This is a genomic window from Enterobacter sp. HK169, assembly GCF_001719105.1.
GTDB classification, from domain to species: domain Bacteria; phylum Pseudomonadota; class Gammaproteobacteria; order Enterobacterales; family Enterobacteriaceae; genus Enterobacter; species Enterobacter asburiae_B.
Window position 1 is genome coordinate 3148440 of the sequence record NZ_CP017087.1, and the last position, 25107, is coordinate 3173546.

Genomic DNA, 25107 nt, shown 5'->3' on the forward strand with positions numbered 1-25107 from the left:
CCTCAGCGAACTTCCTTAATTTCTCTTGCAGGACAACTGCCATGAACACATCAACTTATAACCGCACGCGCTGGCTCACGCTCTTTGGCACCATCGTCACCCAGTTTGCGCTGGGATCGGTCTATACCTGGAGCCTGTTTAACAGCGCGCTTTCCGACAAACTCGGCGCGCCGGTCAGCCAGGTTGCGTTCTCCTTTGGTCTGCTGAGCCTGGGTCTGGCGATTTCGTCTTCCGTCGCGGGCAAGCTGCAGGAGCGTTTTGGGGTGAAGCGTGTGACCATGGCGTCCGGCATTCTGCTGGGTTTAGGCTTTTTCCTGACGGCGCACTCCAGCAACCTGATGATGCTGTGGCTGAGCGCCGGCGTGCTGGTGGGTCTGGCCGATGGCGCAGGTTACCTGCTGACCCTGTCGAACTGCGTGAAGTGGTTCCCGGAGCGTAAAGGTCTCATCTCCGCGTTCGCCATCGGCTCCTATGGCCTGGGCAGCCTCGGGTTCAAATTTATCGACTCCCATCTGCTGGCGTCCGTTGGCCTCGAAAACACCTTTATGATCTGGGGCGCAATCGTGCTGGTGATGATTCTGTTCGGCGCCACGCTGATGACCGATGCGCCGCAGCAGGAGGTCAAATCCGTTAACGGCGTGGTGGAGAACGACTTCACCCTCGCGCAGTCCATGCGTAAACCGCAGTACTGGATGCTGGCGGTGATGTTCCTGACGGCCTGCATGAGCGGACTTTATGTCATCGGTGTGGCGAAGGATATCGCGCAGGGGATGGTGAAGCTGGATGCGGCCACGGCGGCGAATGCGGTGACGGTCATCTCCATTGCCAACCTCTCCGGTCGTCTGGTGCTCGGCATTCTGTCTGACAAAATTGCCCGCATCCGTGTGATTACGATTGGGCAGGTGGTTTCGCTGGTCGGCATGGCGGCGCTGCTGTTCGCTCCGCTGAATGAAGCCACCTTCTTTGCGGCGATTGCCTGCGTGGCCTTTAACTTCGGCGGCACGATTACCGTCTTCCCGTCACTGGTAAGCGAGTTCTTTGGCCTGAACAATCTGGCGAAAAACTACGGCGTTATCTATCTTGGCTTCGGGATCGGCAGCATCTGCGGCTCGCTGATAGCCTCTCTGTTCGGCGGGTTCTACGTGACCTTCTGCGTCATATTTGCCCTGCTGATTATCTCGCTGGCGCTCTCGACCACGATTCGCCAGCCGCAGCGTGAAGTATTCAAAGAAGCGCACGCGTAAGCAGTATGAAAGAGGCCTCTGTGGCCTCTTTTTTCTTTATGCGAGACGCTTCCCGTCTCGATATTTTGTAAAAATTTATACCGATCACACTCTCTGCTGCCACTTTTCTCTCCCGCTGTGGTCTACTTATCGCGCTTGTAGACGTTTCTAATAACGCTTCCTTACGCATTTACGTACTCTGTCCGCTTTCTCTTTGAGATTCGTCGGGTTTTTATACCCCTTCCCCCAGGGTTGTTTGCATGAAATACATTAGGTCTCTTACCCAGCAAAGATTGTGTCTGATGCTGGCTGTCTATATCGGATTATTTCTGAATGGCGCGGTACTGTTCAGAAGAGTGGAAGGTTATTTTGAACACCTTACCGTAAGTAATGGTATTTTTGCCGCCATTGAAGTGTTCGGCTCCGTCCTCGCTACCTTCTTCCTCTTACGCCTGCTGTCCCTTTTTGGCCGACGTACCTGGCAAATTTTGGCCTCGCTGGTGGTGATTATTTCCGCCGCCGCAAGCTATTACATGACCTTTATGAACGTGGTCATTGGGTACGGTATCGTTGCCTCGGTGATGACCACGGATATCGATCTCTCGAAAGAGGTGGTAGGGAAAGGCTTTATCGTCTGGACAGTTTTAACCTGTCTGATACCGCTGTTCTTTATCTGGAACAATACGTGCCGCTATACGCTTTTACGCCAGCTGCGCACCCGTGGACAGCGGATCCGCAATATCGTCGTTGTCCTGCTGGCTGGTCTGCTGGTATGGGCGCCAATCCGCCTGATGGAAACGCAGCAAAAACGCGTTGAAAAAGCGACGGGCGTGGATATGCCAAGCTATGGCGGCGTGGTGGCAAACTCCTATTTGCCGTCTAACTGGCTGTCAGCGTTAGGTCTGTATGCCTGGGCGCAGGCGGACGAATCCAGTGATGTGAAATCGCTGATCAATCCAACGAAACAATTCACCTACCAGCCGCCAGCCGACGGGATTGATGATACGTACGTCGTCTTTGTTATCGGCGAAACGACGCGCTGGGATCATATGGGTATTCTCGGCTATAACCGGGACACCACGCCAAAGCTGGCGCAGGAGAAAAACCTGGTGGCTTACCGTGGCTACTCCTGCGATACCGCAACGAAGCTCTCGCTACGCTGTATGTTTGTGCGTGAAGGCGGTGCAAGCGATAACCCGCAACGCACGCTGAAAGAGCAGAACGTGTTTGCCGTGCTGAAGCAGCTTGGGTTTAGCTCTGACCTGTTCGCCATGCAAAGTGAGATGTGGTTCTACACCAACACGCTGGCAGATAACATTGCGTACCGTGAGCAGATTGGCGCCGAACCGCGTAACCGCGGTAAAAACGTCGACGACATGCTGCTGCTGGAAGAGATGTCGCAGTCCCTTAAGAACCATCCGCAGGGTAAGCATCTGGTTATTCTGCATACCAAAGGGTCGCATTACAGCTATTACCAGCGCTACACGCGTGATTTTGCGAAGTGGCAGCCTGAGTGCGTGGGCATTAATAAAGACTGCAGCAAGCAGGAGCTGATCAACGCCTACGACAACTCGGTGCTGTACGTGGATACCTTCCTGAGCCGGGTGATCGACCAGCTGCGCGATAAAAAAGCGATTGTGATTTACGCGGCAGACCACGGTGAATCCATCAATGAGAAAGAGCACCTGCACGGTACGCCGCGCAAGCTGGCACCGCCGGAGCAGTTCCGCGTGCCGATGATCATGTGGATGTCGGATAAGTATCTTGAAAATCCGGAGAAGGCGAAGATGTTTGCTCAGCTGAAAAAAGAGGCGGAGATGAAGGTGCCGCGTCGTCACGTTGAGCTGTACGACACCATTATGGGTTGTCTCGGCTATACCTCACCGAATGGTGGGATTAACGAAAACAACAACTGGTGTAAACTCCCTGATAACAGCGTAAAGGCCGCGCAGTAGCTGCCCTGGCGAGAATATCGCCAGTTGAATGGCTTTTTGAAAATAAGGGATTGACGGGGGCGCACCTCAGCAGTAAGATGCGCTCCGCATTCGGCGAGTAGCGCAGCTTGGTAGCGCAACTGGTTTGGGACCAGTGGGTCGGAGGTTCGAATCCTCTCTCGCCGACCACATTCTGAAAAGGGCTAACCGCAAGGTTAGCCCTTTTTGCATTATGATCTTATCCCGTCAGAGTATCCAAAACGCCCCTTAGGCCTGCTTCTCCCTGCCTGTTAACGATTTTGTGACATAATCCATTGTATTTTTTTATATATAGATTGATCTTTTTTCGCGTTGCTTATGGATAACCTCAGCATTTTTCGCTGTGCGTTTTAACGTTCGTGGTATTTAGTGCTCAGATAATCACCATTCTGCAAGAAAATTTACCCATTCTGAATAAAAGTTAATCACTGATTGTTGCGAAATATGAAGAGACTTGTGCTGCAAGATGGCGAGTAGCATAAATTTCCCTGCTGAAAACTGGCATACATAGTTTTTTTAATCTTTGTTTGCGGTTTCTCACACTCAGCGTAAATCCCCGTCACCTGTATTGACGTTTTCACATTCTGTTGACAGATTGTAGGGCATGAGGGGCATTTCAGGGACGATCTGCGCTGCAACTCAAACGCTCTTCTGAAAGGATTCTCCATCCCTTTAAAGCCTTCGGGCATCACCGACCGGACCGGGTAAAAAATAAATAAAGGTCTGGCGGCGTAACACAACAAAGCAAAACATCACATTGGAGCAGAATAATGAGTATTTCCTTGAAGAAGTCAGGGATGCTGAAGCTTGGTCTGAGCCTGGTGGCTATGACCGTGGCAGCAAGCGTACAGGCAAAAACCCTGGTTTACTGTTCTGAAGGCTCGCCGGAAGGCTTTAACCCACAGCTCTTTACCTCTGGTACGACTTACGACGCAAGCTCTGTACCGATCTATAACCGTCTGGTTGAATTCAAAACCGGTACCACGGAAGTGATTCCGGGTCTGGCCGAGAAGTGGGACGTCAGCGAAGACGGTAAAACCTATACCTTCCACCTGCGCCAGGGCGTGAAGTGGCAGGACAGCAAAGAATTCAAACCAACGCGCGACTTTAACGCCGACGACGTTGTGTTCTCCTTCGACCGTCAGAAAAACGCTCAGAACCCGTACCACAAAGTGTCTGGCGGCAGCTATGAATACTTCGAAGGGATGGGTCTGCCAGACCTGATCGCTGAAGTGAAAAAAGTGGACGATAAAACGGTTCAGTTCGTGCTGACGCGTCCGGAAGCGCCATTCCTGGCTGACCTGGCCATGGACTTCGCTTCAATTCTGTCCAAAGAGTACGCGGACAACATGCTGAAAGCCGGTACGCCGGAAAAAGTCGACCTGAACCCAATCGGTACCGGTCCATTCCAGCTGCTGCAGTACCAGAAAGACTCCCGCATTCTATACAAAGCGTTCGAAGGCTATTGGGGCACCAAGCCGCAGATCGACCGTCTGGTCTTCTCCATCACGCCTGATGCGTCAGTACGTTATGCAAAACTGCAGAAAAACGAATGCCAGGTGATGCCGTACCCGAACCCGGCTGATATCGCCCGTATGAAGCAGGACAAGAACATCAACCTGCTGGAGCAGGCTGGCCTGAACGTGGGCTATCTCTCCTTCAACACCGAGAAGAAACCGTTTGATGACGTGAAAGTGCGTCAGGCGCTGACCTACGCGGTGAACAAAGAAGCGATCATCAAGGCGGTTTACCAGGGCGCTGGCGTTGCTGCCAAAAACCTGATCCCACCAACCATGTGGGGTTATAACGACGACGTTAAAGACTACACCTACGATCCTGAGAAAGCGAAAGCGCTGCTGAAAGAAGCGGGCCAGGATAAAGGCTTTACCGTTGAGCTGTGGGCGATGCCGGTACAGCGTCCGTACAACCCGAACGCACGCCGTATGGCGGAAATGGTTCAGGCTGACTGGGCTAAGGTTGGCGTTCAGGCCAAGATTGTGACCTACGAGTGGGGCGAGTACCTGAAGCGCGCCAAAGCGGGTGAGCACCAGGCGGTAATGATGGGCTGGACCGGTGATAACGGGGATCCGGACAACTTCTTCGCCACCCTGTTCAGCTGCGCGGCGGCGAAAGACGGTTCTAACTACTCTCGCTGGTGCTACAAGCCGTTTGAAGACCTGATCCAGCCGGCGCGTGCGACCGACGATCACAACAAACGTATTGAACTGTACAAGCAGGCTCAGGTTGTTATGCACGATCAGGCTCCGGCGCTGATTGTTGCTCACTCCACCGTGTACGAGCCAGTGCGTAAAGAAGTGAAGGGCTACGTGGTTGATCCACTGGGCAAACACCACTTCGAAAACGTATCTGTTGAATAATAAGTAGGGTGTTCTCCCTCTCCCTCTGGGAGAGGGCAGGGGTGAGGGGATGCATGCACGCCCTTCACCCTAACCCTCTCCCGCCAGGAGAGGGAATTTACATTTGTGAGCAATACAGACGTCACGCCACTGGTCGTGCGTCATCAGAGAGAATCCGGGTTATGTTGCAGTTCATCCTCCGACGTCTGGGACTTGTTATCCCCACGTTTATCGGTATCACCCTTCTCACTTTTGCCTTCGTCCATATGATCCCCGGCGACCCGGTAATGATTATGGCGGGCGAGCGTGGTATTTCCCCTGAGCGCCATGCACAGCTGCTGGCGGAACTCGGTCTCGATAAGCCGATGTGGCAGCAGTACCTCCACTATATCTGGGGCGTGTTGCACGGTGATTTAGGGATTTCGCTGAAAAGCCGTCTTCCGGTGTGGGACGAGTTCGTGCCGCGTTTTAAAGCGACGCTGGAGCTTGGCGTCTGCGCCATGATTTTCGCCACTGCGGTGGGTATTCCTGTCGGGGTACTGGCTGCCGTCAAGCGTGGCTCTATTTTTGACCACACCGCCGTGGGCCTGGCGCTGACCGGCTACTCCATGCCTATCTTCTGGTGGGGCATGATGCTGATCATGCTGGTATCGGTGCAGCTTAACCTGACACCGGTCTCCGGGCGCGTCAGCGATATGGTCTTCCTGGATGACTCCAACCCGCTCACCGGCTTTATGCTGATTGATACGGCGATCTGGGGCGAAGAGGGCAACTTCATTGATGCCGTGGCGCACATGATCCTGCCTGCCATGGTGCTGGGCACCATTCCTCTGGCGGTGATCGTGCGAATGACCCGTTCATCGATGCTGGAAGTGCTGGGTGAGGATTATATCCGCACCGCGCGCGCAAAGGGCCTGACGCGTATGCGCGTCATCATCGTTCACGCGCTGCGTAATGCCATGCTGCCGGTGGTGACCGTTATAGGCCTTCAGGTGGGGACGTTGCTGGCGGGGGCGATCCTGACCGAAACCATCTTCTCCTGGCCGGGCCTTGGACGCTGGCTGATTGACGCGCTGCAACGCCGTGACTATCCGGTTGTGCAGGGCGGTGTACTGCTGGTCGCGACGATGATTATCCTCGTCAACCTGCTGGTCGATTTGCTGTACGGCGTGGTGAACCCGCGTATTCGTCATAAGAAGTAAGGGACCATCATGTCACAAGTCACTCAAAATAAAGTGGTCGCTGCACCGGTTCCTATGACGCCGCTGCAGGAATTCTGGCACTACTTCAGGCGCAATAAAGGCGCGGTGGTAGGGCTGGTGTATGTCGTAATCATGATCCTGATTGCGGTGTTTGCGAACTTCCTCGCACCGTATAACCCGGCGGACCAGTTCCGCGATGCGCTGCTCGCGCCGCCTGCGTGGCAGGATGGCGGTAGCCTGACGCACCTGCTGGGTACCGATGACGTGGGCCGCGACGTGCTGTCGCGTCTGATGTACGGCGCGCGCCTGTCGCTGCTGGTCGGCTGTCTCGTTGTTGTGCTGTCGCTGATCATGGGCGTTGTACTCGGCCTGGTTGCCGGTTACTTCGGCGGCATCGTTGACAACATCATCATGCGTATCGTCGACATCATGCTGGCGCTGCCAAGCCTGCTGCTGGCGCTGGTGCTGGTGGCAATCTTCGGCCCGTCGATAGGCAATGCCGCGCTGGCATTGACCTTCGTGGCGCTCCCTCACTACGTGCGTTTAACCCGTGCGGCGGTGCTGGTGGAAGTGAACCGCGATTACGTCACCGCCTCTCGCGTGGCGGGTGCCGGTGCGATGCGCCAGATGTTCGTGAATATCTTCCCTAACTGCCTGGCGCCGCTGATTGTTCAGGCGTCGCTCGGTTTCTCTAACGCCATTCTTGATATGGCCGCTCTTGGCTTCCTGGGCATGGGTGCGCAGCCGCCAACACCGGAGTGGGGCACCATGCTCTCCGACGTGTTGCAGTTCGCACAAAGCGCCTGGTGGGTTGTCACCTTCCCGGGTCTGGCAATCCTGCTGACGGTGCTGGCATTTAACCTGATGGGTGATGGCCTGCGTGATGCGCTTGATCCCAAACTGAAGCAGTAAGAGGCACGAGATGGCGTTATTAAATGTAGATAAATTATCGGTGCACTTCGGCGACGAAGGCACCCCGTTTCGCGCCGTGGACCGCATCAGCTACAGCGTAAATCAGGGCGAAGTGGTTGGCATTGTCGGGGAGTCCGGTTCCGGTAAGTCAGTGAGCTCACTGGCGATCATGGGGCTGATTGATTACCCGGGCCGCGTGATGGCGGAAAACCTGCAGTTCAACGGTCAGGATCTGAAGCGTATTTCTGAAAAACAGCGCCGCCAGCTGGTGGGCGCCGAAGTGGCGATGATTTTCCAGGATCCCATGACCAGCCTGAACCCTTGCTACACCGTTGGTTTCCAGATTATGGAAGCGATTAAGGTGCATCAGGGCGGGAATAAGAAAACCCGTCGTCAGCGCGCGATCGACCTGCTGAACCAGGTGGGTATTCCTGACCCGGCGTCCCGCCTGGACGTTTACCCGCACCAGCTCTCCGGTGGGATGAGCCAGCGCGTGATGATCGCGATGGCGATTGCCTGTCGACCAAAACTGCTGATTGCGGATGAACCTACGACGGCGCTGGATGTGACCATTCAGGCGCAAATCATCGAACTGCTGCTGGAGCTGCAGCAGAAAGAGAATATGGCGCTGGTGCTGATTACGCACGATTTGGCGCTGGTGGCCGAAGCTGCGCACAAAATCATCGTGATGTATGCCGGCCAGGTGGTCGAGACCGGAAATTCACACGATATTTTCCGCGCGCCGCGTCACCCGTATACCCAGGCGCTTTTACGCGCGCTGCCGGAGTTTGCTCAGGACAAAGCGCGTCTGGCATCGCTGCCGGGTGTGGTACCAGGTAAATATGACCGTCCGCAGGGCTGTCTGCTCAATCCGCGTTGCCCGTATGCAACGGACAAATGCCGGGCAGAAGAGCCTGAGCTGAACCAGCTTGCTGACGGCCGTCAGTCGAAATGCCACTACCCACTCGATGATGCCGGGAGGCCAACACTATGAGTACGCAACAGGCCACCACGCAACAACCGTTGTTGCAGGCCATCGATCTGAAAAAATACTACCCGGTGAAGAAGGGGCTGTTTGCCCCTGAACGCCTGGTGAAAGCGCTGGACGGCGTCTCCTTTAACCTCGAACGCGGTAAAACGCTGGCGGTGGTGGGGGAGTCAGGCTGCGGCAAATCCACGCTGGGCCGTCTGCTGACGATGATTGAAGTGCCGACCGGCGGGGAGCTCTATTATCAGGGGCAGGATCTGCTCAAGCACGATCCGCAGGCGCAGAAGCTGCGCCGCCAGAAAATCCAGATTGTGTTCCAGAACCCGTACGGTTCTTTGAACCCGCGTAAAAAAGTGGGGCAGATTCTGGAAGAGCCGCTGCTGATCAACAGTAATCTGAGCAAAGAGCAGCGCCGTGAAAAAGCGCTGGCGATGATGGCGAAGGTCGGCCTCAAAACCGAGCATTACGATCGCTATCCGCACATGTTCTCCGGCGGCCAGCGTCAGCGTATCGCTATCGCCCGCGGGCTGATGCTCGACCCGGACGTGGTGATTGCCGATGAGCCGGTCTCCGCGCTCGACGTATCCGTGCGTGCGCAGGTGCTGAACCTGATGATGGATCTCCAGCAGGAGCTGGGGCTCTCTTACGTGTTCATCTCCCACGACCTGTCGGTGGTGGAGCATATTGCCGATGAAGTGATGGTGATGTACCTGGGGCGCTGCGTGGAGAAGGGGACTAAAGACCAGATCTTTAATAACCCTCGTCACCCGTATACCCAGGCGCTGCTGTCTGCGACGCCGCGTCTGAACCCGGACGATCGTCGTGAGCGTATTAAGCTGACGGGGGAACTGCCAAGCCCGCTGAATCCGCCTCCGGGATGCGCATTCAACGCCCGCTGCAGTCGCCGCTTTGGCCCATGTACCCAGCTCCAGCCGCAGCTGAAGGATTATGGCGGCCAGCTGGTTGCCTGCTTCGCGGTCGATCAGGATGAAAATGGCGAGAAGCCACAGGCATAACGAAAAAAACCGGCGCTAAGCCGGTTTTTTTATGTCTGCTTGATTATTTCCGCAGGCGAATCTGGTCGACGGCGTGCTTCTCGCTCTTGGTGAGGATCAGGCTTGCACGCTCGCGCGTCGGCAGGATGTTCTCTTTGAGGTTCACGTAGTTGATCTCATTCCACAGCCCCGTCGCCACGCCGATCGCTTCCTCTTCAGAAAGCTGAGCATAGTGGTGGAAATAGGAATCCGGGTCAGTGAACGCCCCCTCGCGGAACTTCAGGAAGCGGTTGATGTACCAGTTTTGCAGCAGGTCTTCCGGCGCATCGACATAAATAGAGAAATCGACGAAATCCGAGACGAATACGTGATGCGGGTCGTGAGGATAGTCCATCCCGCTTTGCAGCACGTTCAGACCTTCCAGAATCAGGATGTCCGGCTGGACCACGGTTTTATCCCCACCCGGGATGCGATCGTAGATCAGGTGCGAATAGACTGGCGCAGTCACGTGCGGCACGCCGGATTTCAGGTCAGAGACAAATTTCACCAGACGGTGCATATCATAAGAAAGCGGGAAACCTTTCTTCTTCATCAGCCCACGTTCTTTTAACACCTCGTTCGGGTGCAGGAAGCCGTCTGTCGTGATCAGCTCCACGCTGCGGTGTTCCGGCCAGCGGCTCAACAGCGCCTGCAGGACGCGCGCGGTGGTACTTTTACCCACGGCCACGCTGCCTGCGATACTAATGATATAAGGAATGCGTTGACCGTTCGTCCCGAGAAACTGCTCCAGCACGGCCTGACGACGCAGGTTCGAGCTGATATAGAAGTTAAGCAAGCGAGAGAGGGGGAGATAAATTTCTGCCACCTCTTCCAGGGACAGATCTTCGTTTATCCCTTTTAACCGTGCGATTTCACCTTCCGTCAGCGTCATAGGGACGGAATCACGCAGGGCAGCCCACTGGCTGCGGTTAAAGTGAAGATAAGGCGTCATTAACGTTTGCTCTTTTTTGCTCATAAGCATGCTTCAGTGAGCCAGCATCACACTGCCGGATCGTGGCTCATCACACAGTTAATTTTGGACAATGGGCAGGAGGTTAACACCAGATGACGGGAATAATAAGAAAAAAGATGGAAAGCGCTGCGTTACGCGGAAGCCGTCACGCTACGGTGAATACGGTGCAAATCACGATGATATGTTGAATATTTGACCTCAAATGACTACTTTTACAGCGTCCGATACGCTGTTCGCATAAAATGTGAGCGAAAGAACGTTTTATGCAAATTTTTAGTTGCATGACCGCGCAGGTATCCATAGAATGCGCGCTACTTGATGCCGACTTAGCTCAGTAGGTAGAGCAACTGACTTGTAATCAGTAGGTCACCAGTTCGATTCCGGTAGTCGGCACCATCAAGTCCGGTGGGGTTCCCGAGCGGCCAAAGGGAGCAGACTGTAAATCTGCCGTCACAGACTTCGAAGGTTCGAATCCTTCCCCCACCACCACTTTCTGGCAGCGTAAATGCCGCCGGAGCTGGTTGGAAAAATTAGCCAGCTCAAACTGAAAAAGAGAGAAATCTCTTTTTTTGTTACAGAAAGAACTGGGTAGCCGAGTTTCAGGATGCGGGCATCGTATAATGGCTATTACCTCAGCCTTCCAAGCTGATGATGCGGGTTCGATTCCCGCTGCCCGCTCCAATACGTGCTGATATGGCTCAGTTGGTAGAGCGCACCCTTGGTAAGGGTGAGGTCCCCAGTTCGACTCTGGGTATCAGCACCACTTCACTTCTCCTTCCCGTTTCTCTCTGTTTCAATTTTACTGTATTCAACAATTCAGGCATTTCGCCTGGTTGATGTGGTGATATCACCGATTTATCCGTGTCTTAGAGGGACAATCGATGTCTAAAGAAAAGTTTGAACGTACAAAACCGCACGTTAACGTCGGTACTATCGGCCACGTTGACCATGGTAAAACAACGCTGACCGCTGCAATCACTACCGTTCTGGCAAAAACCTACGGTGGTTCTGCTCGTGCATTCGACCAGATCGATAACGCACCAGAAGAAAAAGCTCGTGGTATCACCATCAACACCTCTCACGTTGAGTACGACACCCCGACTCGCCACTACGCACACGTAGACTGCCCAGGCCACGCCGACTATGTTAAAAACATGATCACCGGTGCTGCGCAGATGGACGGCGCGATCCTGGTTGTTGCTGCGACTGATGGCCCAATGCCTCAGACTCGTGAGCACATCCTGCTGGGTCGTCAGGTAGGCGTTCCTTTCATCATCGTGTTCCTGAACAAATGCGACATGGTTGATGACGAAGAGCTGCTGGAACTGGTAGAGATGGAAGTTCGTGAACTGCTGTCTCAGTACGATTTCCCGGGCGACGATACCCCAATCGTTCGTGGTTCTGCTCTGAAAGCGCTGGAAGGCGACGCAGAGTGGGAAGCGAAAATCATCGAACTGGCTGGCTTCCTGGATTCTTACATCCCAGAACCAGAGCGTGCGATTGACAAGCCATTCCTGCTGCCAATCGAAGACGTATTCTCCATCTCCGGTCGTGGTACCGTTGTTACCGGTCGTGTAGAGCGCGGTATCATCAAAGTTGGCGAAGAAGTTGAAATCGTTGGTATCAAAGAGACTGCGAAGTCTACCTGTACTGGCGTTGAAATGTTCCGCAAACTGCTGGACGAAGGCCGTGCTGGTGAGAACGTTGGTGTTCTGCTGCGTGGTATCAAACGTGAAGAAATCGAACGTGGTCAGGTTCTGGCGAAGCCAGGCTCAATCAAGCCACACACCAAGTTCGAATCTGAAGTGTACATCCTGTCCAAAGACGAAGGCGGCCGTCATACTCCGTTCTTCAAAGGCTACCGTCCACAGTTCTACTTCCGTACAACTGACGTGACCGGTACCATCGAACTGCCAGAAGGCGTTGAGATGGTAATGCCAGGCGACAACATCAAGATGGTTGTGACTCTGATCCACCCAATCGCGATGGACGACGGTCTGCGTTTCGCAATCCGTGAAGGTGGCCGTACCGTTGGCGCGGGCGTGGTTGCTAAAGTTCTCGGCTAATCGCTGATAACATTTGACGCAATGCGCATGAAAAGGGCATCATTTGATGCCCTTTTTGCACGCTTTCACATCAGAACCTGGCTCATCAGTGATTATTTTTGTCATAATCATTGCTGAGACAGGCTCTGCAGAGAGCGTATAATCCATAAAGGGATTAGCGTTTCGATTTGGCTCGCCTCGCAATCGCGGGGTGAAATTATTTGTAGAATTCTTCTGACAGGTTGGTTTATGAGTGCGAATACCGAAGCTCAAGGGAGCGGGCGCGGCCTGGAAGCGATGAAGTGGGTCGCTGTTGCCGTGCTGCTGATTGTGGCAATCGTTGGCAACTATCTTTATCGTGACATGATGCTGCCGCTCCGCGCGCTGGCAGTGGTGATTCTGATTGCTGCAGCGGGCGGTGTCGCGCTGTTGACGACTAAGGGTAAAGCAACCGTTGCTTTCGCTCGCGAAGCACGTACCGAAGTCCGCAAGGTCATTTGGCCGACTCGCCAGGAAACATTGCACACCACGCTGATCGTGGCTGCAGTGACTGCGGTAATGTCACTGATCCTGTGGGGACTGGATGGTATTCTGGTTCGCCTGGTTTCCTTTATTACTGGCCTGAGGTTCTAAGATGTCTGAAGCCCCTAAAAAGCGTTGGTACGTCGTTCAGGCGTTTTCCGGTTTTGAAGGCCGCGTAGCAACGTCGCTGCGTGAGCATATCAAATTACACAACATGGAAGAGTTATTTGGCGAAGTTATGGTTCCGACCGAAGAAGTGGTTGAGATCCGTGGCGGCCAACGTCGCAAAAGCGAGCGTAAATTCTTCCCGGGTTACGTGCTGGTTCAGATGGTGATGAACGACGCGAGCTGGCACCTGGTGCGCAGCGTACCGCGCGTGATGGGCTTTATCGGCGGCACGTCTGACCGTCCGGCGCCAATCAGCGACAAAGAAGTTGATGCGATTATGAACCGCCTGCAGCAGGTGGGTGATAAGCCGCGTCCGAAAACGCTGTTTGAACCGGGTGAAATGGTTCGTGTTAGCGACGGTCCGTTTGCTGACTTTAACGGTGTGGTTGAAGAAGTGGACTACGAGAAGTCCCGCCTGAAAGTTTCTGTTTCTATCTTCGGTCGTGCGACCCCGGTAGAACTGGACTTTGCGCAGGTCGAAAAAGCCTAAGCAGCGATCAAAAAAGCGGCGATTTAATCGTTGCACAGGGCGCGAGATTGGAATACAATTTCGCGCCTTTTGTTTTTATGGGCCCGGCCCGTAAAACGAATTTTATTCACGGGGAGCCTCCCTGAGGCGCTATCACCCAATCAGAGGATTTTAGAATGGCTAAGAAAGTACAAGCCTACGTCAAGCTGCAGGTTGCAGCTGGTATGGCGAACCCAAGTCCACCAGTTGGTCCAGCTCTGGGTCAGCAGGGTGTGAACATCATGGAATTCTGTAAAGCGTTCAACGCCAAAACCGAATCCCTGGAAAAAGGTCTGCCAATCCCAGTCGTAATCACTGTTTACGCTGACCGTTCTTTCACTTTCGTTACCAAAACCCCTCCAGCAGCTGTTCTGCTGAAGAAAGCGGCTGGTATCAAGTCTGGTTCCGGTAAACCGAACAAAGACAAAGTGGGTAAAATTTCCCGCGCTCAGCTGCAGGAAATCGCGCAGACCAAAGCTGCCGACATGACTGGTGCCGACATTGAAGCGATGACTCGCTCAATCGAAGGTACTGCACGTTCCATGGGCCTGGTAGTGGAGGACTAAGAAATGGCTAAACTGACCAAGCGCATGTCCGTGATCCGTGACAAAGTTGATGCGACCAAACAGTACGACATCAACGAAGCTATCGCTCTGCTGAAAGAACTGGCAACTGCTAAGTTCGTTGAAAGCGTTGACGTTGCCGTTAACCTCGGTATCGACGCGCGTAAATCCGATCAGAACGTTCGTGGCGCAACTGTACTGCCACACGGTACTGGCCGTTCCGTTCGCGTAGCTGTATTTGCTCAGGGTGCAAACGCTGAAGCTGCTAAAGCTGCCGGCGCTGAACTGGTAGGTATGGAAGATCTGGCTGATCAGATCAAGAAAGGCGAAATGAACTTTGACGTTGTTATTGCTTCTCCAGATGCAATGCGCGTTGTTGGCCAGCTGGGCCAGGTTCTGGGTCCACGCGGCCTGATGCCTAACCCGAAAGTCGGTACTGTAACTCCTAACGTTGCTGAAGCGGTTAAGAACGCTAAAGCAGGTCAGGTTCGTTATCGTAACGACAAAAACGGCATCATCCACACCACCATCGGTAAAGTGGACTTTGACGCTGACAAACTGAAAGAAAACCTGGAAGCTCTGCTGGTTGCGCTGAAAAAAGCAAAACCAACTCAGGCGAAAGGCGTGTACATCAAGAAAGTTAGCATCTCCACCACCATGGGTGCAGGTGTTGCAGTTGACCAGGCTGGCCTGAGCGCTGCTGCAAACTAATGCCTTTACGTGGGCGGTGATTTTGTCTACAATCTTACCCCCACGTTTGCTAACGAAAGTTAGCGGCTAAAAGATTTGTTCGTTGGAGCCTGGCCTAATCCAGGCCTCCGTCGAAGACCGCAGGTGTTTCGCAAGAGACTTAATCCCCTGCGTAGACGGTGACAGAACGCTAAGATTATTTTTGGATACTCTGGCTTGTTTCTGCTCACCGTATTAAGACGCTCTTTCCGTTTGGGAGAGTGAAGTGAGTTCCGGAACATGAGTTCCGGCAAACATCCAGGAGCAAAGCTAATGGCTTTAAATCTTCAAGACAAACAAGCGATTGTTGCTGAAGTCAGCGAAGTAGCCAAAGGCGCGCTGTCTGCAGTAGTTGCGGATTCCCGTGGCGTTACTGTAGACAAAATGACTGAACTGCGTAAAGCAGGTCGTGAAGCTGGCGTATACATGCGTGTTGTTCGTAACACCCTGCTGCGTCGCGTAGTTGAAGGTACTCAGTTCGAGTGCCTGAAAGACACGTTTGTTGGTCCGACCCTGATTGCATACTCTATGGAACACCCGGGCGCTGCTGCTCGTCTGTTCAAAGAGTTCGCGAAAGCGAATGCAAAATTTGAGGTCAAAGCTGCAGCCTTTGAAGGTGAGTTGATCCCGGCATCGCAAATCGATCGCCTGGCAACCCTGCCGACCTACGAAGAAGCAATTGCACGCCTGATGGCAACCATGAAAGAAGCTTCGGCTGGCAAACTGGTTCGCACTCTGGCTGCTGTTCGCGATGCGAAAGAAGCTGCTTAATCGCAGTTATCTTTATAAAGCATTTGCTTACGTATAAACTTATTCTGATTTTCAGGAACAATTTAAATGTCTATCACTAAAGATCAAATCATTGAAGCAGTTGCAGCTATGTCCGTAATGGACGTTGTAGAACTGATTTCTGCAATGGAAGAAAAATTCGGTGTTTCTGCTGCTGCTGCTGTAGCTGTAGCTGCGGGCCCGGCTGAAGCTGCTGAAGAAAAAACTGAATTCGACGTAATTCTGAAAGCTGCTGGCGCTAACAAAGTTGCTGTTATCAAAGCAGTACGTGGCGCAACTGGCCTGGGTCTGAAAGAAGCTAAAGACCTGGTAGAATCTGCTCCAGCTGCGCTGAAAGAAGGCGTGAGCAAAGACGACGCAGAAGCACTGAAAAAATCTCTGGAAGAAGCTGGCGCTGAAGTTGAAGTTAAATAAGCCAACTTTTCTGGTTGCAGCCTGAGTAATTAGGCTGATGGCTGGTGACTTTTTAGTCACCAGCCTTTTTGCGCTGTAAGGCATCAGTAGCATTTCACACTGTTTGACTGCTGATTGTCCTGACAATGCATGTTTCTATCGACGACTTAATATATTGCGACAGGGTGCTCGCTCTGTGTAAATCGCGACGAAATGATTTAAGCGTGATAGCAACAGGTATTGCGGAAAGTATTCAATTTTCCGGTCCACAAAATGGTGTTGCACAAACTGTCCCTTCGTCGGACAGATGGGTCGACTTGTCAGCGAGCTGAGGAACCCTATGGTTTACTCCTATACCGAGAAAAAACGTATTCGTAAGGATTTTGGTAAACGTCCACAAGTTCTGGACATTCCATATCTCCTTTCTATCCAGCTTGACTCGTTCCAGAAGTTTATCGAGCAAGATCCTGAAGGGCAGTACGGTCTGGAAGCAGCCTTCCGCTCCGTGTTCCCGATTCAGAGCTACAGCGGTAACTCCGAGCTGCAGTACGTCAGCTACCGCCTTGGCGAACCGGTGTTTGACGTTCAGGAATGTCAGATCCGTGGCGTGACCTATTCCGCACCGCTGCGCGTAAAACTGCGTCTGGTGATCTACGAGCGCGAAGCGCCGGAAGGCACCGTAAAAGACATTAAAGAACAAGAAGTCTACATGGGTGAAATTCCACTCATGACAGACAACGGTACTTTCGTTATCAACGGTACTGAGCGTGTTATCGTTTCCCAGCTGCACCGTAGCCCGGGCGTCTTCTTCGACAGCGATAAAGGTAAAACACACTCTTCCGGTAAAGTACTGTATAACGCACGCATCATTCCTTACCGTGGTTCATGGCTGGACTTCGAGTTCGATCCGAAAGACAACCTGTTTGTCCGTATCGACCGTCGTCGTAAGCTGCCTGCAACCATCATTCTGCGTGCGCTGCAATACACCACTGAACAGATCCTGGACCTGTTCTTTGAGAAAGTGATCTTTGAAATCCGCGACAACAAGCTGCAGATGGAGCTGGTGCCGGAACGTCTGCGTGGCGAGACCGCGTCGTTCGACATCGAAGCCGACGGCAAAGTGTATGTGGAAAAAGGTCGCCGTATCACCGCGCGCCACATCCGCCAGCTGGAAAAAGATGATATCAAACTCATCGAAGTTCCGGTTGAGTACATTGCAGGAAAAGTAGCCGCGAAAGATTACGTTGATGAGTCAACGGGTGAGCTGATCTGCCCAGCGAACATGGAGCTGAGCCTGGATCTGCTGGCTAAGCTGAGCCAGTCTGGTCACAAACGTATCGAAACGCTGTTCACCAACGATCTGGACCACGGCGCGTATATTTCTGAAACTATTCGCGTCGACCCAACCACCGATCGTCTGAGCGCGCTGGTAGAAATCTACCGCATGATGCGTCCTGGTGAGCCACCAACTCGCGAAGCGGCGGAAAGCCTGTTCGAGAACCTGTTCTTCTCCGAAGACCGCTACGATCTGTCCGCGGTTGGTCGTATGAAGTTCAACCGTTCTCTGCTGCGCGACGAAATCGAAGGTTCCGGTATCCTGAGCAAAGACGACATCATCGAAGTGATGAAGAAGCTCATCGATATCCGTAACGGTAAAGGCGAAGTGGACGATATCGACCACCTCGGCAACCGTCGTATCCGTTCCGTAGGCGAAATGGCGGAAAACCAATTCCGCGTTGGCCTGGTACGTGTAGAGCGTGCGGTGAAAGAGCGTCTGTCTCTGGGCGATCTGGATACCCTGATGCCTCAGGATATGATCAACGCCAAGCCGATTTCTGCAGCAGTGAAAGAGTTCTTCGGTTCCAGCCAGCTGTCTCAGTTCATGGACCAGAACAACCCGCTGTCTGAGATTACGCACAAACGTCGTATCTCTGCACTCGGCCCAGGCGGTCTGACCCGTGAACGCGCAGGCTTTGAAGTTCGAGACGTACACCCGACGCACTACGGTCGCGTATGTCCAATCGAAACGCCTGAAGGTCCAAACATCGGTCTGATCAACTCCCTGTCCGTGTACGCACAGACTAACGAATACGGTTTCCTCGAGACCCCGTACCGTAAAGTGACTGACGGTGTTGTAACCGACGAAATTCACTACCTGTCTGCTATCGAAGAAGGCAACTACGTTATCGCTCAGGCGAACTCCAACCTGGATGACGAAGGCCACTTTGTAGAAGATCTGGTTACCTGCCGTAGCAAAGGCGAATCCAGCTTGTTCAGTCGCGACCAGGTTGACTACATGGACGTATCCACCCAGCAGGTGGTATCCGTCGGTGCGTCCCTGATCCCGTTCCTGGAACACGATGACGCCAACCGTGCATTGATGGGTGCGAACATGCAACGTCAGGCCGTTCCAACTCTGCGCGCTGATAAGCCGCTGGTTGGTACCGGTATGGAACGTGCTGTTGCCGTTGACTCCGGTGTTACTGCAGTTGCTAAACGTGGCGGTACTGTTCAGTACGTCGATGCATCCCGTATCGTTATCAAAGTTAACGAAGACGAGATGTATCCGGGCGAAGCTGGTATCGACATTTATAACCTGACCAAATACACCCGCTCTAACCAGAACACCTGTATCAACCAGATGCCTTGCGTATCTCTGGGTGAGCCAGTTGAGCGCGGCGACGTGCTGGCAGACGGTCCGTCCACCGACCTCGGTGAACTGGCGCTCGGTCAGAACATGCGCGTAGCGTTCATGCCGTGGAACGGTTACAACTTCGAAGACTCCATCCTCGTCTCCGAGCGTGTGGTTCAGGAAGATCGTTTCACCACCATCCACATTCAGGAACTGGCATGCGTGTCTCGTGACACCAAGCTGGGGCCAGAAGAGATCACCGCTGACATCCCTAACGTGGGTGAAGCTGCGCTCTCCAAACTGGATGAGTCCGGTATCGTTTACATCGGTGCGGAAGTGACCGGCGGCGACATTCTGGTTGGTAAGGTTACGCCTAAAGGTGAAACCCAGCTGACGCCAGAAGAGAAACTGCTGCGTGCAATCTTCGGTGAGAAAGCGTCTGACGTTAAAGACTCTTCTCTGCGCGTACCAAACGGTGTTTCCGGTACGGTTATCGACGTTCAGGTCTTCACCCGTGACGGCGTTGAGAAAGATAAGCGTGCGCTGGAAATCGAAGAGATGCAGCTCAAACAGGCTAAGAAAGACCTGTCTGAAGAACTGCAGATCCTCGAAGCGGGTCTGTTCAGCCGTATCTATGCGGTGCTGGTTGCCGGTGGCGTTGAAGCTGAGAAGCTCGACAAACTGCCACGCGATCGCTGGCTGGAACTGGGCCTGACCGACGAAGAGAAACAAAATCAGCTGGAACAGCTGGCTGAGCAGTATGACGAACTGAAACACGAGTTCGAGAAAAAACTCGAAGCGAAACGCCGCAAAATCACTCAGGGCGACGATCTGGCACCAGGCGTGCTGAAGATTGTTAAGGTGTATCTGGCCGTTAAACGTCAGATCCAGCCTGGTGATAAGATGGCAGGTCGTCACGGTAACAAGGGTGTTATCTCTAAGATCAACCCGATCGAAGATATGCCGCACGATGCTAACGGTACGCCGGTAGATATCGTACTGAACCCGCTGGGCGTACCGTCTCGTATGAACATCGGTCAGATCCTGGAAACTCACCTGGGTATGGCTGCGAAAGGTATTGGCGACAAGATTAACGCCATGCTGAAGCAGCAGGAAGAAGTCGCGAAACTGCGCGAATTCATCCAGCGTGCCTACGATCTGGGTACCGACGTGCGTCAGAAAGTCGACCTGAATACCTTCAGCGATGAAGAAGTGCTGCGTCTGGCTGAGAACCTGAAAAAAGGTATGCCAATCGCAACGCCGGTCTTCGATGGTGCGAAAGAAGCTGAAATTAAAGAGCTGCTGCAACTGGGTGGTCTGCCAACGTCTGGTCAGATTACGCTGTTTGACGGCCGTACCGGTGAACAGTTCGAGCGTCCGGTAACCGTAGGTTACATGTACATGCTGAAACTGAACCACCTGGTCGACGACAAGATGCACGCTCGTTCTACCGGTTCTTACAGCCTGGTTACTCAGCAGCCGCTGGGTGGTAAGGCGCAGTTCGGTGGTCAGCGCTTCGGGGAGATGGAAGTGTGGGCGCTGGAAGCATACGGCGCGGCATACACCCTGCAGGAAATGCTCACCGTTAAGTCTGATGACGTGAACGGTCGTACCAAGATGTATAAAAACATCGTGGACGGCAACCATCAGATGGAGCCGGGCATGCCAGAATCCTTCAACGTACTGTTGAAAGAGATTCGTTCGCTGGGTATCAACATCGAACTGGAAGACGAGTAATTCTCGCTCAAACAGGTCACTGGTGCCGGGTTAATCCCCGGCACCAGATTGTGCTAACTCCGACGGGAGCAAATCCGTGAAAGATTTATTAAAGTTTCTGAAAGCGCAGACTAAAACCGAAGAGTTTGATGCGATCAAAATTGCTCTGGCTTCGCCAGACATGATCCGTTCATGGTCATTCGGTGAAGTTAAAAAGCCGGAAACCATCAACTACCGTACGTTCAAACCTGAGCGTGACGGCCTTTTCTGTGCGCGTATTTTCGGGCCAGTAAAAGATTATGAGTGCCTGTGCGGTAAGTACAAGCGCCTGAAACACCGTGGTGTGATCTGTGAGAAGTGCGGCGTTGAAGTGACCCAGACCAAAGTGCGTCGTGAGCGCATGGGCCACATCGAGCTGGCGTCTCCGACCGCTCACATCTGGTTCCTGAAATCTCTGCCGTCCCGTATCGGTCTGCTGCTGGATATGCCGCTGCGCGATATCGAACGCGTTCTGTACTTCGAATCTTATGTGGTTATCGAAGGCGGGATGACGAACCTGGAACGTCATCAGATCCTGACTGAAGAGCAGTATCTGGACGCGCTGGAAGAGTTCGGTGACGAATTCGATGCGAAGATGGGTGCGGAAGCTATTCAGGCCCTGCTGAAGAGCATGGATCTGGAGCAAGAGTGCGAGCAGCTGCGTGAAGAGCTGAACGAAACCAACTCCGAAACCAAACGTAAAAAGCTGACCAAGCGTATCAAACTGCTGGAAGCGTTCGTTCAGTCTGGTAACAAACCAGAGTGGATGATCCTGACCGTTCTGCCGGTTCTGCCGCCAGATCTGCGTCCACTGGTTCCGCTGGATGGTGGTCGTTTCGCAACGTCCGATCTGAACGATCTGTATCGTCGCGTTATCAACCGTAACAACCGTCTGAAACGTCTGCTGGATCTGGCTGCGCCGGACATCATCGTACGCAACGAAAAACGTATGCTGCAGGAAGCGGTTGACGCCCTGCTGGATAACGGCCGTCGCGGTCGTGCGATCACCGGTTCTAACAAACGTCCTCTGAAATCTTTGGCCGACATGATCAAAGGTAAACAGGGTCGTTTCCGTCAGAACCTGCTCGGTAAGCGTGTTGACTACTCCGGTCGTTCTGTAATCACCGTAGGTCCATACCTGCGTCTGCATCAGTGCGGTCTGCCGAAGAAAATGGCACTGGAGCTGTTCAAACCGTTCATCTACGGCAAGCTGGAACTGCGTGGCCTGGCCACCACCATCAAAGCCGCTAAGAAAATGGTTGAGCGTGAAGAAGCTGTCGTTTGGGATATCCTGGACGAAGTTATCCGCGAACACCCGGTACTGCTGAACCGTGCACCAACTCTGCACCGTTTGGGTATCCAGGCATTTGAGCCAGTCCTGATCGAAGGTAAAGCTATCCAGCTGCACCCGCTGGTTTGTGCGGCATATAACGCCGACTTCGATGGTGACCAGATGGCTGTTCACGTACCGCTGACGCTGGAAGCCCAGCTCGAAGCGCGTGCGCTGATGATGTCTACCAACAACATCCTGTCCCCAGCGAACGGTGAACCTATCATCGTTCCTTCTCAGGACGTTGTATTGGGTCTGTACTACATGACCCGTGACTGTGTTAACGCCAAAGGCGAAGGCATGGTGCTGACTGGCCCGAAAGAAGCTGAGCGTATTTATCGCGCTGGCCTGGCCTCTCTGCATGCGCGCGTTAAAGTGCGTATCACCGAATATGAAAAAGATGAAAACGGCGAATTCGTTGCGAAAACCAGCCTGAAAGACACGACCGTTGGCCGTGCCATTCTGTGGATGATCGTACCGAAAGGTCTGCCTTTCTCCATCGTCAACCAGGCGCTGGGCAAGAAAGCGATCTCCAAAATGCTGAACACCTGTTACCGCATTCTGGGTCTGAAGCCGACCGTTATCTTCGCTGACCAGACAATGTATACCGGCTTTGCTTATGCAGCGCGTTCAGGTGCATCTGTTGGTATCGATGACATGGTCATCCCAGAGAAGAAACACGAGATCATCTCTGAAGCGGAAGCCGAAGTTGCTGAGATCCAGGAGCAGTTCCAGTCTGGTCTGGTTACCGCGGGCGAACGCTATAACAAAGTTATCGATATCTGGGCAGCGGCGAACGATCGTGTATCCAAAGCGATGATGGATAACCTGCAGACCGAAACCGTGATTAACCGTGACGGCGTAGAAGAGCAGCAGGTTTCCTTCAACAGCATCTACATGATGGCCGACTCCGGTGCGCGTGGTTCCGCAGCACAGATTCGTCAGCTGGCAGGTATGCGTGGTCTGATGGCGAAGCCAGATGGCTCCATCATCGAAACGCCAATCACCGCGAACTTCCGTGAAGGTCTGAACGTACTCCAGTACTTCATCTCCACCCACGGTGCTCGTAAGGGTCTGGCGGATACCGCACTGAAAACAGCGAACTCCGGTTATCTGACGCGTCGTCTGGTTGACGTTGCTCAGGATCTGGTTGTGACCGAAGACGATTGTGGCACCCTCGAAGGTATCACCATGACCCCGGTTATCGAGGGTGGTGATGTTAAAGAGCCACTGCGCGATCGCGTTCTGGGTCGTGTAACCGCGGAAGACATTCTGAAGCCGGGTACTGCAGACATTCTGGTTCCACGCAACACGCTGCTGCACGAGCACTGGTGTGACCTGCTGGAAGCGAACTCTGTTGACTCCGTGAAAGTACGTTCCGTTGTATCCTGTGACACCGACTTTGGTGTATGTGCGCACTGCTACGGTCGTGACCTGGCGCGTGGCCACATCATCAACAAAGGTGAAGCAATCGGCGTTATCGCGGCACAGTCCATCGGTGAGCCGGGTACACAGCTGACGATGCGTACGTTCCACATCGGTGGTGCGGCATCTCGTGCGGCTGCTGAATCCAGCATCCAGGTGAAAAACAAAGGTAGCATCAAGCTCAGCAACGCGAAGTCTGTTGTTAACTCCGCTGGCAAGCTGGTTGTGACCTCTCGTAACACCGAGCTGAAGCTGATCGACGAATTCGGTCGTACCAAAGAGAGCTATAAAGTGCCTTACGGTGCGGTTATGGCGAAAGGTGATGGCGAGCAGGTTGCCGGCGGTGAAACCGTTGCAAACTGGGATCCACACACCATGCCGGTTATCACCGAAGTAAGTGGTTTCATCCGCTTCACTGACATGATCGACGGCCAGACCATTACTCGTCAGACCGACGAGCTGACCGGTCTGTCTTCTCTGGTGGTACTGGATTCTGCTGAACGTACTACCGGTGGTAAAGATCTGCGTCCTGCACTGAAAATCGTTGATGCTCAGGGTAACGACGTTCTGATCCCTGGTACCGACATGCCTGCGCAGTACTTCCTGCCGGGTAAAGCGATCGTTCAGCTGGAAGATGGCATTCAGATCGGTGCGGGTGATGCTCTGGCGCGTATTCCACAGGAATCCAGCGGTACCAAGGACATCACCGGTGGTCTGCCACGCGTTGCGGACCTGTTCGAAGCACGTCGTCCGAAAGAGCCTGCAATCCTGGCTGAAATCAGCGGTATCATCTCCTTCGGTAAAGAGACCAAAGGGAAACGCCGTCTGGTTATCACTCCAGTAGATGGCAGCGAACCGTACGAAGAGATGATTCCTAAGTGGCGTCAGCTCAACGTGTTCGAAGGTGAACGTGTAGAACGTGGTGACGTGGTTTCCGATGGTCCAGAAGCTCCGCACGACATTCTGCGTCTTCGTGGCGTCCACGCGGTAACGCGTTACATCACCAACGAAGTACAGGACGTTTACCGTCTGCAGGGCGTTAAGATTAACGATAAGCACATCGAAGTTATCGTTCGTCAGATGCTGCGTAAAGCAACCATCGAAAACGCAGGCAGCTCCGAGTTCCTGGAAGGCGAGCAGGTTGAATACTCACGCGTCAAGATCGCTAACCGCGAACTGGAAGCGAACGGCAAAATCGGTGCGACCTTCTCGCGCGATCTGCTGGGTATCACCAAAGCGTCTCTGGCAACCGAGTCCTTCATCTCTGCAGCATCGTTCCAGGAAACGACTCGTGTCCTGACCGAAGCCGCTGTTGCAGGTAAACGTGATGAACTGCGCGGTCTGAAAGAGAACGTCATCGTGGGTCGTCTGATCCCGGCGGGTACCGGTTATGCGTACCACCAGGATCGTATGCGTCGTCGTGCTGCGGGCGAACTGCCAGCTGCACCGCAGGTAACTGCTGAAGATGCATCCGCGAGCCTGGCAGAACTGCTGAACGCAGGTCTGGGCGGTTCCGACAACGAGTAATCGTTGAGGCCATAAATAAAAAACCCGCTTTGGCGGGTTTTTTTATGGTGTTTTTGTAG

General features: G+C 53.5%; 17 protein-coding genes and 5 tRNA genes. 21 read left to right on the forward strand and 1 reads right to left on the reverse strand.

Annotated elements, in window-relative coordinates; all coding sequences use genetic code 11:
- Positions 1-41: 41 nt before the first annotated feature.
- The 8 genes from EnteroDNA1_RS14920 (at position 42) to dppF (ending at position 9671) form a co-directional block, all read left to right on the forward strand.
- Positions 42-1244: an L-lactate MFS transporter gene (locus EnteroDNA1_RS14920; RefSeq protein WP_033146995.1), complete on the forward strand. Its 1203-nt coding sequence runs from the start codon at positions 42-44 to the stop codon at positions 1242-1244.
- Between the two features lie 239 nt (positions 1245-1483).
- The gene (gene eptB, locus EnteroDNA1_RS14925; protein WP_045887696.1) at positions 1484-3178 is read left to right on the forward strand and encodes a kdo(2)-lipid A phosphoethanolamine 7''-transferase; all 1695 of its coding nucleotides are present in this window, start codon (positions 1484-1486) and stop codon (positions 3176-3178) included.
- Positions 3179-3269: 91 nt separating this feature from the next.
- Positions 3270-3346 (forward strand) — tRNA-Pro (locus EnteroDNA1_RS14930).
- Positions 3347-3966: 620 nt separating this feature from the next.
- Complete coding sequence (gene dppA, locus EnteroDNA1_RS14935; protein ID WP_033146993.1) at positions 3967-5574, forward strand: dipeptide ABC transporter periplasmic-binding protein DppA; 1608 nt, start codon at positions 3967-3969, stop codon at positions 5572-5574.
- Positions 5575-5735: 161 nt separating this feature from the next.
- Complete coding sequence (dppB, locus tag EnteroDNA1_RS14940) at positions 5736-6755, forward strand: dipeptide ABC transporter permease DppB (RefSeq protein ID WP_023334097.1); 1020 nt, start codon at positions 5736-5738, stop codon at positions 6753-6755.
- A gap of 9 nt (positions 6756-6764) precedes the next feature.
- Positions 6765-7667: a dipeptide ABC transporter permease DppC gene (gene dppC, locus EnteroDNA1_RS14945; RefSeq protein ID WP_058841892.1), complete on the forward strand. Its 903-nt coding sequence runs from the start codon at positions 6765-6767 to the stop codon at positions 7665-7667.
- Positions 7668-7677: 10 nt separating this feature from the next.
- A complete protein-coding gene (gene dppD, locus EnteroDNA1_RS14950; protein ID WP_008502772.1) occupies positions 7678-8661 on the forward strand; it encodes a dipeptide ABC transporter ATP-binding protein in 984 nt (327 codons plus the stop codon).
- Positions 8658-9671, forward strand: a complete 1014-nt coding sequence (gene dppF, locus EnteroDNA1_RS14955) for a dipeptide ABC transporter ATP-binding subunit DppF (protein ID WP_023309965.1) — start codon at positions 8658-8660, stop codon at positions 9669-9671. The genes dppD and dppF overlap by 4 nt, the downstream gene beginning before the upstream one ends.
- Positions 9672-9714: 43 nt before the next feature.
- Here dppF and coaA read toward each other — a convergent pair whose 3' ends face one another.
- Complete coding sequence (coaA, locus tag EnteroDNA1_RS14960; protein WP_032668002.1) at positions 9715-10665, reverse strand: type I pantothenate kinase; 951 nt, start codon at positions 10663-10665, stop codon at positions 9715-9717.
- A 317-nt stretch (positions 10666-10982) separates the two neighbouring features.
- On the opposite strand from coaA, the gene EnteroDNA1_RS14965 reads away from it, so the two are divergent.
- The 13 genes from EnteroDNA1_RS14965 to rpoC all read left to right on the forward strand — a co-directional run bounded on the left by EnteroDNA1_RS14965 (position 10983) and on the right by rpoC (position 25048).
- Positions 10983-11058, forward strand: a tRNA-Thr gene (locus EnteroDNA1_RS14965).
- Positions 11059-11066: 8 nt separating this feature from the next.
- Positions 11067-11151, forward strand: a tRNA-Tyr gene (locus EnteroDNA1_RS14970).
- Between the two features lie 117 nt (positions 11152-11268).
- A tRNA-Gly gene (locus tag EnteroDNA1_RS14975) sits at positions 11269-11343 on the forward strand.
- 6 nt (positions 11344-11349) lie between these two features.
- Positions 11350-11425, forward strand: a tRNA-Thr gene (locus EnteroDNA1_RS14980).
- 118 nt (positions 11426-11543) lie between these two features.
- A complete protein-coding gene (gene tuf / locus EnteroDNA1_RS14985) occupies positions 11544-12728 on the forward strand; it encodes an elongation factor Tu (RefSeq protein WP_023309456.1) in 1185 nt (394 codons plus the stop codon).
- Between the two features lie 228 nt (positions 12729-12956).
- The gene (secE, locus tag EnteroDNA1_RS14995) at positions 12957-13340 is read left to right on the forward strand and encodes a preprotein translocase subunit SecE (RefSeq protein WP_014068449.1); all 384 of its coding nucleotides are present in this window, start codon (positions 12957-12959) and stop codon (positions 13338-13340) included.
- Between the two features lies 1 nt (position 13341).
- Positions 13342-13887: a transcription termination/antitermination protein NusG gene (gene nusG, locus EnteroDNA1_RS15000; RefSeq protein ID WP_002438628.1), complete on the forward strand. Its 546-nt coding sequence runs from the start codon at positions 13342-13344 to the stop codon at positions 13885-13887.
- 155 nt (positions 13888-14042) lie between these two features.
- Positions 14043-14471 (forward strand): 50S ribosomal protein L11, encoded by a 429-nt coding sequence (rplK, locus tag EnteroDNA1_RS15005; RefSeq protein WP_008503452.1) that lies wholly within the window; start codon positions 14043-14045, stop codon positions 14469-14471.
- Between the two features lie 3 nt (positions 14472-14474).
- Positions 14475-15179 (forward strand): 50S ribosomal protein L1, encoded by a 705-nt coding sequence (gene rplA / locus EnteroDNA1_RS15010; RefSeq protein WP_006810530.1) that lies wholly within the window; start codon positions 14475-14477, stop codon positions 15177-15179.
- A 291-nt stretch (positions 15180-15470) separates the two neighbouring features.
- On the forward strand, positions 15471-15968 hold the full coding sequence (gene rplJ / locus EnteroDNA1_RS15015) for a 50S ribosomal protein L10 (RefSeq protein ID WP_001207203.1): 498 nt from the start codon (positions 15471-15473) through the stop codon (positions 15966-15968).
- A 66-nt stretch (positions 15969-16034) separates the two neighbouring features.
- Positions 16035-16400: a 50S ribosomal protein L7/L12 gene (gene rplL, locus EnteroDNA1_RS15020; RefSeq protein ID WP_006176746.1), complete on the forward strand. Its 366-nt coding sequence runs from the start codon at positions 16035-16037 to the stop codon at positions 16398-16400.
- 319 nt (positions 16401-16719) lie between these two features.
- Positions 16720-20748 carry a DNA-directed RNA polymerase subunit beta gene (gene rpoB, locus EnteroDNA1_RS15025; protein ID WP_023334099.1) on the forward strand — a complete coding sequence of 1343 codons (4029 nt, stop codon included), beginning with the start codon at positions 16720-16722 and terminating at the stop codon, positions 20746-20748.
- Positions 20749-20824: 76 nt separating this feature from the next.
- Complete coding sequence (gene rpoC / locus EnteroDNA1_RS15030) at positions 20825-25048, forward strand: DNA-directed RNA polymerase subunit beta' (RefSeq protein ID WP_023309968.1); 4224 nt, start codon at positions 20825-20827, stop codon at positions 25046-25048.
- Positions 25049-25107: the final 59 nt, after the last annotated feature.